General features: G+C 39.0%; 14 protein-coding genes. 9 read left to right on the plus strand and 5 right to left on the minus strand.

Annotated elements, in window-relative coordinates:
- Positions 1–103: 103 nt before the first annotated feature.
- The 5 genes from AVFI_RS03675 to AVFI_RS03695 all read right to left on the minus strand — a co-directional run bounded on the left by AVFI_RS03675 (position 104) and on the right by AVFI_RS03695 (position 4,933).
- Positions 104–928, minus strand: coding sequence for a nucleoside-specific channel-forming Tsx family protein (locus tag AVFI_RS03675; protein WP_054775853.1), 825 nt, complete (start codon positions 926–928; stop codon positions 104–106).
- A gap of 282 nt (positions 929–1,210) precedes the next feature.
- Positions 1,211–2,554 carry an AmpG family muropeptide MFS transporter gene (locus AVFI_RS03680; RefSeq protein ID WP_005418120.1) on the minus strand — a complete coding sequence of 448 codons (1,344 nt, stop codon included), beginning with the start codon at positions 2,552–2,554 and terminating at the stop codon, positions 1,211–1,213.
- Between the two features lie 86 nt (positions 2,555–2,640).
- Positions 2,641–3,201, minus strand: a complete 561-nt coding sequence (locus tag AVFI_RS03685) for a peptidylprolyl isomerase (RefSeq protein WP_054775852.1) — start codon at positions 3,199–3,201, stop codon at positions 2,641–2,643.
- The gene (locus AVFI_RS03690; RefSeq protein WP_012534307.1) at positions 3,201–3,770 is read right to left on the minus strand and encodes a YajG family lipoprotein; all 570 of its coding nucleotides are present in this window, start codon (positions 3,768–3,770) and stop codon (positions 3,201–3,203) included. Before AVFI_RS03690 ends, AVFI_RS03685 begins: the two co-directional genes overlap by 1 nt.
- Positions 3,771–3,784: 14 nt before the next feature.
- Positions 3,785–4,933, minus strand: coding sequence for a methyltransferase (locus AVFI_RS03695; RefSeq protein WP_017018587.1), 1,149 nt, complete (start codon positions 4,931–4,933; stop codon positions 3,785–3,787).
- 95 nt (positions 4,934–5,028) lie between these two features.
- Between AVFI_RS03695 and bolA the strand changes: the two genes are divergently transcribed.
- From bolA to nqrM, 9 genes are all read left to right on the plus strand, one after another.
- Entirely contained in the window at positions 5,029–5,343 is a 315-nt protein-coding gene (gene bolA / locus AVFI_RS03700; RefSeq protein ID WP_017018586.1) for a transcriptional regulator BolA, read from the plus strand.
- A gap of 393 nt (positions 5,344–5,736) precedes the next feature.
- Positions 5,737–7,077: a Na(+)-translocating NADH-quinone reductase subunit A gene (locus AVFI_RS03705; protein WP_065624598.1), complete on the plus strand. Its 1,341-nt coding sequence runs from the start codon at positions 5,737–5,739 to the stop codon at positions 7,075–7,077.
- 3 nt (positions 7,078–7,080) lie between these two features.
- Positions 7,081–8,325 (plus strand): NADH:ubiquinone reductase (Na(+)-transporting) subunit B, encoded by a 1,245-nt coding sequence (locus AVFI_RS03710; protein WP_005418132.1) that lies wholly within the window; start codon positions 7,081–7,083, stop codon positions 8,323–8,325.
- On the plus strand, positions 8,315–9,082 hold the full coding sequence (locus AVFI_RS03715) for a Na(+)-translocating NADH-quinone reductase subunit C (RefSeq protein ID WP_054775851.1): 768 nt from the start codon (positions 8,315–8,317) through the stop codon (positions 9,080–9,082). The genes AVFI_RS03710 and AVFI_RS03715 overlap by 11 nt, the downstream gene beginning before the upstream one ends.
- Positions 9,082–9,714 (plus strand): NADH:ubiquinone reductase (Na(+)-transporting) subunit D, encoded by a 633-nt coding sequence (locus AVFI_RS03720; RefSeq protein ID WP_005418135.1) that lies wholly within the window; start codon positions 9,082–9,084, stop codon positions 9,712–9,714. Before AVFI_RS03715 ends, AVFI_RS03720 begins: the two co-directional genes overlap by 1 nt.
- A gap of 7 nt (positions 9,715–9,721) precedes the next feature.
- Positions 9,722–10,318 (plus strand): NADH:ubiquinone reductase (Na(+)-transporting) subunit E, encoded by a 597-nt coding sequence (nqrE, locus tag AVFI_RS03725; RefSeq protein ID WP_005418136.1) that lies wholly within the window; start codon positions 9,722–9,724, stop codon positions 10,316–10,318.
- A 29-nt stretch (positions 10,319–10,347) separates the two neighbouring features.
- Entirely contained in the window at positions 10,348–11,574 is a 1,227-nt protein-coding gene (gene nqrF / locus AVFI_RS03730) for an NADH:ubiquinone reductase (Na(+)-transporting) subunit F (protein ID WP_005418137.1), read from the plus strand.
- A gap of 199 nt (positions 11,575–11,773) precedes the next feature.
- Positions 11,774–12,766 (plus strand): FAD:protein FMN transferase, encoded by a 993-nt coding sequence (locus AVFI_RS03735; protein ID WP_373367051.1) that lies wholly within the window; start codon positions 11,774–11,776, stop codon positions 12,764–12,766.
- Positions 12,767–12,777: 11 nt separating this feature from the next.
- Positions 12,778–13,011 (plus strand): (Na+)-NQR maturation NqrM, encoded by a 234-nt coding sequence (gene nqrM / locus AVFI_RS03740; RefSeq protein WP_005418142.1) that lies wholly within the window; start codon positions 12,778–12,780, stop codon positions 13,009–13,011.
- Positions 13,012–13,043: the final 32 nt, after the last annotated feature.

Genomic DNA, 13,043 nt, shown 5'->3' on the forward strand with positions numbered 1-13,043 from the left:
GAATCCATTAAGAAGAAATAATGAAAGCAGTGTAATTGGTTTGCTACAAAAAACAAAGGCGCTCATAGTGAGCGCCTTAGTAAAATAGATATTCTAAGTTAGATTAGAATTTGTAAGTAACACTTAGGTAATGACTCACGCCTGATGATTCCCATTCTCCACCAAAGCCAGTAGCTGCACCATCTTCTAAGCCGTAAATATCTTGGTAAGCTTTCAGACCGTAACCAACAGCAAACTGGTTTGAATGCCAGTAGATACCATTAAACATAGCGCCGCCATTGCTCTTTGTACCAGCTTGGCTATCATCCATACCTAATTGGTAATCAATGTAACCTTGGTAAGAAATGAATGAACCGTTATCGAAGAAGTAGAATGGTTTGAACCAGTTAGCCGATACTTGATAACCGTTCCAATCTTTAGTGTTTAAATCATAAAGACCGTAGAAGTTAAGACCAACTTTACCTAGCCACGGAACCATAACATCAGAACCTAAACCCCAGAAAGAGTTATTAACTCCACCGCGATTACCACCCCAGTTAAATAGAGTTGCAACGTAAAGCTCTTGAATTGGGCCCATTGATAAATCTTTACCAGTCAGTCCATCTAAAGACATACGTGGTGCGAATTTCATGAACATTTTATCTGGAGCTGTTGATTTATCTGTATCGTCTTTGTTTGCTAGGTTGAATACGTCAACGTAACCATAAAGATCAAAAATGCCAGAGCGACCGCCAAATTCCATTTCTAAATAGTCATGTGTATTTTCTGCAGCAGTGCTTGAAGCTGGTTTCTCATCAATTGAATACATGTAGTTAAACTGCATGAATTTGAAATCATTCTTATGAGTATCGCCATCAGTATAATCAGCAGCGAAAGTTGGAGCAGAAAGAGTAGCAAGAACAGATAGAGCTAAAAGGGATTTACGCATAATGGTATCTCTATAGTTATGTATTACAATAATAATAGAAGAACGATATATATATCGTTTCCGAATGACGCAAATAATATAGAGAAAGTTCACTTTTTTAAATGCAATTTATGTAATAGCAATGTTATATGTAGATCTCGATCGTGTTTATAAATTGGACTAATAAAATAAAGTGACCAATATCACTCACTTGACAAATCTCTGACATAAAAATGTGAACAAAAACAAAAAAGCCTCCTAAATTAGGAGGCTTTGGTAGCACAGTTGTTACGTATAAGAACTTTAAGAGCGTTGATGCTTATCAAGAAGCGCTTTGAAATGCCCTTTAAGCATAAGCAACATAATTAGACTAGGGATAACCATTACTGCCGTTAATATAAAGAATAAAGGCCAGCTATTTAAGTAATCAGCCAATTCACCACTGAAAGAAGCTAATGTTGTTCTGCCTAAGTTTCCTAATGAAGCAAGCAACGCATATTGAGTCGCAGAGAATGCTTCGCCAGTCAGTATGGTTAAAAAGGATACAAAGGCAACGGTTGAAAACGCCGTTGTGAAGTTATCTACAATAATCGTTGCTAGGAATAAATGTTCATTAGGACCGACATTAGCGATAAGCGCAAACATCAAATTACTTGCAGCCATAGCCACACCGCCAATCATTAGACCTTTTACAACACCAAAACGAACATTGATTAAGCTGCCTAGTAGGGTGAAAAATACGGTTGCTCCCCAGCCGATCAATTTAGAGTAATAGCCAATTTGTTCGTTACTAAATCCGATTTCTTTATAAAAAGTGATCGACATTCTTCCAAGAAAAGCTTCACCAATTTTAAATAAGAAAACGAATAATAGTAGAGTACAGGCTGTTTTTACTCCGTTTCGATTAAAGAAGTCATAAAATGGTTCAATCACTGTTACGGTAAACCAAGCGGCAACTTTAGAACCAACCAATTTATTATGACGTTCTTCGGCTTCGTGTTGTAGTTCATCACGTTTGGTTTTTGGTTCGCCGACTAATAGAGTGAATACCATTAATAAGCCAACAATTCCTGCCATGCCATAGTAAACACCATTCCATCCGATGCTATCGGCATTGATAAAAGCGAGATAACCAGGTAATGAATAGCCAGTCCACCAACCAATCACCGCCATTGCTGATGCCTGAGGCATTTTTGTGGATTCTGATTTTGGGAAGGTATCAATACGAAATGCATCAATAGCCACATCTTGTGTCGCTGACGCAGTCGCAATAGCAAGAGCAAACATTGACGTTAGCATTAAATTTTTTGAAGGATCTAATCCTGCAATTTGCAACGTACAAAACAGAACAATAGCTTGGCAAACAAAGATCCAACTGCGGCGTTGGCCTAGTTTATTTCCAATAAAAGGGAGCTTTACACGGTCAACAAGTGGTGCCCACATAAAGTTAATTGCATATACCGCGAATACTGAACCAAAGTAACCGATAGCAGCACGAGTTAATCCCGCATCTTTTAACCAACCCGACATGTTCGAGCCAATAAGTACCCAAGGAAAGCCACTAGAACAACCTAGCATGAAAACCCAAAGTAAACGTTTATCCATGTAGCTTTTTATGGCTGTTTTCCATTGCATGGAATGAGACATGAAACGCTCCTTGTTATTTGTTCTTATTGAAATAGATAGAAAAAGCAGCCCGAAAGCTGCTTTAGAGTAGTGCTATATTAACTAAATTATTTAATTAATGTTGCTTTAGTTATGATAATTGGTTCAACTGGAATATCTCGCATACCATTTGGTAGTGCTTTGGTTTCCTTAGTCGCCATTTTTTGAATTACATCAAAACCTTGTGTTACTTTACCAAACACAGCATAACCTGGTGGACGCTGACTTGCGTTTAAGAAGTCATTGTCATTTAGGTTAATGTAAAATTGACGAGTAGCAGAGTCAGGGTTATTAGTTCGAGCCATTGCAATTGTAGCAGTGTCATTACCTAAGCCGTTATATCCTTCATTTTTGATAGGACCATAGCTTGGCTTTTTCATCATGTTTTTATCAAAACCACCACCTTGAGCCATGAAGCCTGGGATCACACGGTGAAATTGAGTGCCCACATAACTGCCATCTTCAACATAACGAATGAAGTTTGCCACAGAAATAGGGGCTTTCTCTGAATTTAGTTCAACAGTAAAGTTACCTAATGTGGTTTCAAATTTTACTGATTCTGCTAGCGCCATTTGACTCGTGCTAAGAGCGGCAATAATTAATGCGGCTTTTGAAATCATTTTAATCATTAAAAGTTACCTTTAATGTATGTTTGTAATTCTTCATCAACAGCGATTTTATCTAATACTGCATTTAATAAGTCATTAAGAACTTGTTCAATGTCTTGATTATCAGCACTCATAGAGCCTGTTTTTTCAGATACGCCATTATAGGTTTTAACAAACTTACCTTTTGGTGTTTCTGCTGTAATTTGAAGTTTTACCTGAGTTTTGATTTCATTGCTCATTAGAGAATGCTGCACACTTACTAGAGCTTCAATAATATCTAAGCGTAATGTGTTATCACTATCTACGGTAATAACAAAACCTTGCGTTTTAAGTTGTGTAGATAATGCGTCTTCTAGAGTTACACGTAGATTTTGTTTTGCGTGAATTGGTTGTACATTTTGACGACCATTATCAATGACAGCTACGTATTGTGCTGTACGTAAATCGCTGCTATCTAATGTTAACTTAATACCATCAACGATTTGATGTGCATTTGATGATGCTTTAGGTTGAATATCCAATTGTGGATCTGATGGTGCACTACAAGCAGCTAAAAAAAGTGCAGAAAGGGCAATGATGACCTTTTTCATGGTGTAATCCTTTTTTATTTTGATTTTTCGGCTTTAACAGCTTCTAAAATAACGAATTTTGAATTGCTAGCAACTGTGGTGACATTTTCTTCACCAAATAAGCGACATAATTTACCATCATAATCAAGATGACGGTTTCCAATAACTAATAATTTACCATCTTTGCATAAGATGTGCTTAGCATCACAGAACATTTGCCATGCAATATGGTCAGTAATCGCTTGGCCTTGATGGAATGGAGGGTTACATAGTACAAGATAACTGCTGTGTTTTTTAAATCCATCCAAACAGTTATTGGCGATAAATTGGAATTGACGTTCTTTGCCTAAGTTTACTTCTAAATTACGGCGTGCAGATTCAACAGCCATAAAGCTTTCGTCAACACAAGTAATACGAGCTTCAGGGTTTAGTTGACCAGCTTTTACACTGAGTACACCATTACCACAACCAAGATCTATAATGTGTCGTAATTCAGGATCTGAAGGAATATGCTCAAGCATGAAGCGAGCACCTTGATCTAATTTTTCTCCCGAATATACGTTAGGGTAGTTAAGAAGATCGATGTCTTCATTATCTACACTCCAACAAACGGCTTCTGCAATGGTTTTTGGATTGGTTGCGTTTGCGTTTGAAAATACTAAGCGGTGTTTCTTCCAAGCAAGAGATGTTTTGGTTTCACCAAGGTAGTCTTCAAATAGCTCAAGTGTTGAATTATGAATTTCTTTAGCTTTATTAACCGCAATAATAGGACAATCAGCGTTCATAGATTGGCGTAGTTGCTGCAACTGCCATGTTAACATTCGATTGTTTTTTGGGATTTGCATTAATACTAAATCGAAACCTTGTGGCATCTCTTCAGTTGATGTGATGAGCTGTACACGGTTACATTGGTTTCGTTGTAGGTTCTTTAATGTACCACGTTGTGAAACAAATGAATCGGTCATCATTGTTACGTTATGCTTGTCTGAGAACCAGCATGATAATGCTCCAAAATTATCATTTAAGATAAGAATGTTTTTGCCATCTTCTAGATTTAGCTCTTCTTCTACATATTTAATGATGTATTCATCACCCGCATCCCATGCTTGCAGTAGTTCTTGAGCACGTTTAGGGTAACGTTGTAAATTTAGGCTTCGGTCAAGTAGACTCAGTTCTGTTTTCATAATGGTTTGATCTTCAAATAGGGAAGGCTTCTAGCTATTGTCGCAAATGGTGTATAAAGTGGAAACAGAAGAATTCAAATAAAGAAAGGAATTATATGATTCAGCATCAAATTGAACAAAAATTACGCGAAGCGTTAGCGCCTTCTTATCTTAAAGTTCTAAATGAAAGCTACATGCATAACGTACCTGAAGGTTCAGAGAGCCATTTTAAGGTGATTGTAGTGAGCGATGAATTTGAAGGTAAACGTTTAATTGCTCGTCATCGGACTATTAATAACATCTTAGCTGAAGAATTGTCAGACCATATTCATGCTTTAGCCATTCATACGTATACAGAAACAGAATGGCAAGCTCTAGATACAGAGCAAGTTCCTCTTAGTCCCAACTGTATGGGCGGTGGAAAAGGTTAAAAATGAAACGCTAATGTTTATTTTTTAACATAAAATAAATATAAAGTAAGGCTGTTTGTTAAAAAATGACCAATATTTAATGTCATTGCTACTTATGGGGTATTTTTTGATTTTGAACAAGAATTGTGCAGTAGGTCTAAAATGCTCAACCTATTTCAATGATTTCTGACAATGAATAGTAAAAAATAGCAGGAATCGAGTCATTGAACGTGGCATCTACACCATAAAAAATGATAGAATCCTCCGCCTTAAAACAGCTTTTTTCGTATTTATGTAAAAAGCATATTACTAGGATGTTAATAGTGTTGCGTGATTTGTGTCGCCAATACTGGACACATGCAGTGTCGTGTCTTATATAGAATCTTTTTTCCCATAAAATTAGTGCAAGTGCGTATGATTACAATAAAAAAGGGTTTGGATCTTCCTATTGCAGGTGTTCCTACTCAGGTGATTAATGATGGTAAATCCATCACTAAAGTCGCCTTGCTTGGCGAAGAGTACGTTGGTATGCGTCCTACGATGCATGTCCGCGTGGAAGATGTAGTAAAGAAAGGTCAGGTTCTTTTTGCTGATAAAAAGAATCCAGGCGTAGTATTTACTGCTCCAGTAAGTGGTAAGGTTGTTGAAATTAACCGTGGTGCGAAGCGCGTACTTCAATCTGTAGTAATTGCAGTTGAAGGCGAAGAGCAGGTTACTTTTAATAGCTATGCAGCAAATGAACTAGTGTCGCTTGATCGTGAAACGATTAAAACACAACTGGTTGATTCAGGTGCATGGACTGCATTACGTACTCGTCCGTTCAGCAAGGTTCCAGCGATTGATTCTGAAACAAAGGCTATCTTTGTTACTGCTATGGATACTAATCCGTTAGCGGCTGATGCAGAAGTGATCATTAACCAACAAGAAGAAGCTTTTGTTGCAGGCTTAGACTTATTATCTGTATTAACAGGCGATAAAGTTTATGTATGTAAGAAAGGAGGTAGCTTACCTCGTTCTTCTCAAAAAAATGTTGAAGAACATGTATTTGATGGCCCTCATCCAGCAGGTTTAGCCGGTACTCACATGCATTACTTGTATCCTGTAGATACAAATCATGTAGCGTGGAGCATTGGTTACCAAGATGTGATTGCATTCGGTCAACTGTTCTTAACGGGTGAAATCTACTCTGAAAGAATCGTATCTTTAGCTGGCCCTGCAGTAAATAATCCTCGCTTAGTTCGTACTATTACTGGTGCAAGCTTAGCTGATTTAACTGACAGTGAAGTAATGCCTGGTGAAGTTCGTGTGATTTCTGGTTCTGTACTTAACGGTACGCAAGCATCAGGTCCTCACGCTTACCTTGGTCGTTACCATCAGCAAGTTTCTGTTCTTCGTGAAGGTCGTGAGAAAGAATTGTTTGGTTGGGCTGTTCCTGGCAAAAACAAATTCTCAGTAACTCGTTCATTCTTGAGTCACTTATTCTCAGGTCAACTGTTTAACATGACGACAACTACTAACGGTAGTGATCGTGCAATGGTGCCAATCGGTAACTACGAACGCGTATTACCATTAGACATGGAAGCAACCATGTTATTGCGTGACCTTTGTGCTGGTGATGTTGACAGTGCACAACGCTTAGGTGCATTAGAATTAGATGAAGAAGATCTAGGTCTATGTACATATGTGTGCCCTGGTAAATATGAGTATGGTCCAATGCTTCGTGAGATCTTGGATACCATCGAGAAGGAAGGGTAATTGATGAGCCTTTTAAATTTATTTGAAAAAGTTGAACATCATTTTGAGCCAGGCGGTAAATATGAGAAGTGGTTTGCTTTATACGAAGCAACAGCAACACTTTTCTATACTCCTGGTACAGTAACAAAAGGTGGTTCACATGTTCGTGATAGCGTTGACTTAAAACGTATCATGATCATGGTATGGTTTGCGGTATTCCCAGCAATGTTCTGGGGTATGTACAACGCAGGTAACCAAGCAATTGTTGCTCTTGAACATATGTATTCAGGCGCTGAACTTGCAGCAGTTATTTCTGGCAACTGGCACTACTGGTTGACTGAAATGCTAGGTGGCACAGTAAGTGCTGATGCAGGTTGGGGCAGTAGCATGCTACTGGGTGCAACATACTTCTTACCAATCTACGCAACAGTGTTTCTTGTTGGTGGTTTCTGGGAAGTATTGTTCTGTATGGTGCGTAAGCATGAAGTTAACGAAGGTTTCTTTGTAACTTCTATCCTTTTCGCATTGATCGTTCCACCAACACTTCCACTATGGCAAGCAGCGTTAGGTATTACTTTCGGTGTTGTTGTAGCGAAAGAAATCTTTGGTGGTACTGGTCGTAACTTCCTAAACCCTGCGCTAGCGGGTCGTGCATTCCTATTCTTTGCATACCCAGCTCAAATTTCAGGTGATACAGTTTGGACTGCTGCTGATGGCTTCTCTGGTGCAACAGCACTTAGCCAATGGGCACAAGGCGGTCAAGGTGGCCTAGTAAATACAATTACTGGCGACACAATCACTTGGATGGACGCATTCATTGGTAATATCCCAGGTTCAATTGGTGAGGTTTCGACTCTTGCTCTGATCCTTGGTGGTCTAATGATCGTTTACATGCGTATTGCTTCATGGCGTATCATTGCTGGTGTAATGATCGGTATGGTTGCAGTGTCTACACTGTTTAACCTAATCGGTTCTGACACAAATGCAATGTTCAGCATGCCTTGGCATTGGCACCTAGTTCTTGGTGGTTTCGCGTTTGGTATGATCTTTATGGCAACAGACCCAGTATCGGCTTCATTTACTAATAAAGGTAAGTGGTGGTACGGTATTTTAATTGGTGGTATGGCTGTAATGATCCGTGTAGTTAACCCTGCATACCCTGAAGGTATGATGTTAGCTATTCTATTTGCAAACTTGTTTGCTCCACTGTTTGATAACCTTGTAGTTGAAGGTAACGTGAAACGGAGACTAAAACGCTATGGCAAGTAATAACGATAGCATTAAAAAGACTCTCGGTGTTGTTATTGGTTTGAGCCTAGTGTGTTCAATCATCGTATCAACGGCGGCAGTTGGTCTGCGTGATAAGCAAAAAGCAAACGCAGTTCTAGATAAGCAAAGCAAAATTGTTGAAGTTGCAGGTGTTACAGGTTCAGGTACTGTTCCTGAGCTATTCGCTGCAAACATCGAACCTCGTCTTGTTGATTTTGCAACAGGTGAGTTCGTTGATGGTGACGCAGCTACTTACGATCAACGTAAAGCAGCTAAAGATCCAAAACAATCAATTAAGCTAACAGCTGAGCAAGATAAAGCAAAAATCATTCGTCGTGCAAACGTGGGTGTTGTTTACCTAGTTAAAGATGGCGACAAAGTGACTAAAATTATCCTACCTGTTCACGGTACTGGATTATGGTCAATGATGTATGCGTTTGTTGCAGTTGAGACTGATGGTAACACTATTGCGGGTATCACTTACTACGACCAAGCGGAAACTCCGGGACTTGGTGGTGAAGTTGAAAACCCAACGTGGCGTGCACAATTCGTAGGTAAGAAACTGTTTGATGAAAATCATAAACCTGCAATTAAGATCGTTAAAGGCGGTGCTCCAGCTGGTTCTGAGTACGGTGTAGATGGTCTTTCTGGTGCAACGCTAACAGGTAACGGTGTTCAACACACGTTTGACTTCTGGTTAGGTAATGATGGCTTCGGTCCATTCCTTGCTAAAGTTCGTGATGGAGGTCTGAACTAATGGCTAGCGCAAAAGATATTAAAAAGAGCATTTTAGCGCCGGTGTTGGATAACAACCCTATCGCGCTACAAGTTCTTGGTGTTTGTTCAGCTCTAGCTGTAACAACTAAGCTTGAAACGGCTTTCGTTATGACTTTAGCGGTAATGTTTGTTACTGCTTTATCTAACTTATTCGTTTCGCTAATTCGTAACCACATGCCAAACAGCGTTCGTATCATCGTTCAGATGGCGATCATTGCTTCTTTGGTAATCGTTGTTGACCAAGTATTGAAAGCATATCTATACGATATCTCTAAACAGCTTTCAGTATTCGTAAGCTTGATCATTACAAACTGTATCGTAATGGGGCGTGCGGAAGCGTTCGCAATGAAGTCTGCTCCATTCCCATCGTTTATCGATGGTATTGGTAACGGTCTTGGTTATGGTTTTGTACTGATGACAGTAGCATTTTTCCGTGAACTTCTTGGTTCTGGTAAGCTATTTGGTGTTGAAGTTCTTCCACTTGTTTCTAACGGTGGTTGGTACCAACCAAATGGTCTAATGCTTCTAGCACCATCAGCATTCTTCTTAATTGGTTTTATGATCTGGGCTATCCGTATCCTTAAACCAGAACAAGTAGAAGCGAAGGAGTAAGGTCGAAATGGAACATTATATTAGTTTACTTGTTAAATCGATCTTCATCGAAAACATGGCGCTTTCATTTTTCCTAGGTATGTGTACGTTCTTAGCTGTATCTAAGAAAGTAAAAACATCGTTTGGTCTTGGTGTTGCGGTAGTTGTTGTTCTAACAATCGCTGTACCTGTGAACAACCTTGTTTATACGTACCTACTAAAAGAAAATGCGTTAGTTGCGGGTGTTGATTTAACATTCCTTAGCTTTATTACTTTTATCGGTGTAATTGCAGCACTAGTACAAATTCTAGAAATGATCTTAGATCGCTTCTTCCCACCTTTGTACAATGCTCTAGGTATCTTCCTTCCGTTAATCACAGTTAACTGTGCTATTTTCGGTGGTGTATCTTTCATGGTTCAACGTGACTATAACTTTGCTGAATCTGTAGTATACGGTTTTGGTTCAGGTATTGGTTGGATGTTGGCTATCGTAGCACTTGCTGGTATTCGTGAAAAAATGAAGTACTCTGATGTACCTCCAGGTCTTCGTGGCCTTGGTATTACTTTCATTACAGTAGGTTTAATGGCGTTAGGCTTTATGTCTTTCTCTGGTGTTCAACTGTAGGGTAAGCACCCAATAATAAGGAATAACAAATGCAAAGCATTATTCTTGGTGTAGCGATGTTTACCATTATTGTATTGGCTTTAGTATTAGTGATCTTATTCGCTAAATCTAAGTTAGTACCATCAGGTGACATTACTATCTCTGTAAATGGCGATGCTGATAAAGCAATCATTACACAACCAGGTGGTAAATTACTTAGTGCTCTTGGTAGCGCTGGTATTTTCGTATCATCTGCTTGTGGTGGTGGTGGCTCTTGTGGTCAGTGTCGTGTGAAAGTGAAATCTGGTGGTGGTGATATTCTACCTACAGAGCTTGATCACATTTCAAAAGGTGAGGCTCGCGAAGGTGAGCGCCTAGCATGTCAAGTTTCAATGAAAACTGACATGGAAATTGAACTTCCTGAAGAAATCTTTGGTGTTAAAAAGTGGGAATGTACTGTTATCTCTAATGATAACGAAGCTACTTTCATTAAAGAGTTAGCGCTTGCTATCCCTGAAGGTGAAGAAGTTCCATTCCGTGCTGGTGGTTATATTCAGATTGAAGCTGAACCACACCATATTAAATATTCGGATTTTGATATTCCTGAAGAATATCGTGGTGACTGGGATAAGTTTAACTTGTTCCGTTACGAGTCAATCGTTAATGAACATTCAATCCGTGCTTACTCTATGGCTTCATACCCAGAAGAGAAAGGCATTATTAAACTGAACGTTCGTATCGCGACTCCGCCGCCAAATAATCCTGATGTTCCACCTGGTGTAATGTCTTCTTATATTTGGTCACTAAAAGCTGGTGATAAATGTACTATTTCTGGTCCATTTGGTGAGTTCTTCGCTAAAGATACTGACAATGAAATGGTATTCATCGGTGGTGGTGCAGGTATGGCGCCAATGCGTTCTCATATCTTTGACCAATTATTACGTCTTAAGTCTAAGCGTAAGATGTCTTACTGGTATGGTGCACGTTCTAAGCGTGAAATGTTCTATGTTGAAGATTTCGATGGCCTAGCGGCTGATAACGAAAACTTCGTATGGCACTGTGCACTTTCTGATCCAATGCCAGAAGATAACTGGGATGGTTACACAGGCTTTATCCACAATGTTCTTTATGAAAACTACTTACGTGATCATGAAGCACCTGAAGATTGTGAATACTACATGTGTGGTCCACCAATGATGAACGCTGCTGTTATCGGCATGCTGAAAGATCTTGGTGTTGAAGATGAAAACATCTTACTAGATGACTTCGGTGGTTAATCTATTGAAGTAAGAAATATTGGCTGACTCAGTACTGAGTCAGCCTTTTTTCGTATTTATGGTCCGTATTTAACCTGACAAAGTACAGGGTTATAGGTTTAGTAAATAAACTTAAATTTATATTCCTGTGTATTGTTTGTATTTAAAGGAGTTGGCAGTGTTTGTCAGTTTTACTCAGTTAATTCATAAAGCAAAACTTATTTTATTATCTTGTTTTGCCCTTATTTTACTTGCTGGTTGTGGTGATCAGCGTGAGCAAGTGTATCTGAATGGCCCTACGATGGGGACAAGCTATAATATTAAATATATAAGCAAAGATGGACTGCCTAAATCTGAAGACGTTCATGCGGAGATAGATAAGCGATTAGAGCTTGTTAATGACCAAATGTCGACTTACAGAAAAGATTCAGAGTTGAGTCGCTTTAACCAAAGTAAAGAACTGACCCCATTTACCGTATCAAAAGATACAGCAACAGTTATTAAAGAAGCTATTCGATTAAATAAAGTTACTTTAGGTGCGCTTGATGTAACTGTTGGTCCTCTTGTTAATCTATGGGGATTTGGTCCAGAAGCTCGACCAGAAGTCGTTCCTACTGATGAAGAATTAAATGCACGACGTAAAATTGTGGGTATTCAGCATTTAACAGCTACAGAAACCACTGTTACAAAAGATATTCCTGAGTTATATGTTGATTTATCAACTATTGCTAAAGGTTGGGGTGTTGACGTTGTTGCTAATTACCTAGAAGAGCTTGGCATCACTGATTACATGGTTGAAGTCGGTGGTGAGATGCGAGTGAAAGGCAAAAATAAAGAAAATGTTGCTTGGCGTATCGCAATTGAAAAACCATCAGTTGATGAGCGTGCGATTCAAGAGATTATAGAGCCGGGTCATCATGCAGTAGCGACATCTGGTGATTACCGTATATACTTTGAGAAAGAGGGTATCCGTTACTCTCATATTATTAACCCAATTACAGGTTACCCTATATCAAATAAGGTAGTATCTGTAACGGTACTCGATAAATCATCAATGACGGCCGATGGACTTGCTACGGGTTTAATGCTTCTTGGTGAAGAGCAAGGTATAGAGGTTGCTAATAAACACAATATTCCTGTTTTCATGATAGTGAAAACGAAAGATGGCTTTAAAGAGATAGCATCTGAAGCCTTTAAGCCTTTTTTGAAGTAAGTGAGTAAATAATGAATACATTTCTGATTACATTTTTTGTTTTCTTAGCGGTGATTGCTGCAATGGCTATTGGTTACATCATTCAGCGTAAAGTTGTAAAAGGTAGCTGTGGTGGTCTTGGTGCTGTTGGTATTGATAAAGTTTGTAATTGTCCTGAACCATGCGATGCCCGCAAAAAGCGTGAAGCTAAAGCAGCACTTAGAGCTGAAAAATTAGCAGCATGGGAAAAAGACCGTATCGCATAATTAATACCTCATAATTCCATTTTTAAACAGCA

The sequence above is a fragment of the Aliivibrio fischeri ATCC 7744 = JCM 18803 = DSM 507 genome, from assembly GCF_023983475.1.
Taxonomy (GTDB): domain Bacteria; phylum Pseudomonadota; class Gammaproteobacteria; order Enterobacterales; family Vibrionaceae; genus Aliivibrio; species Aliivibrio fischeri.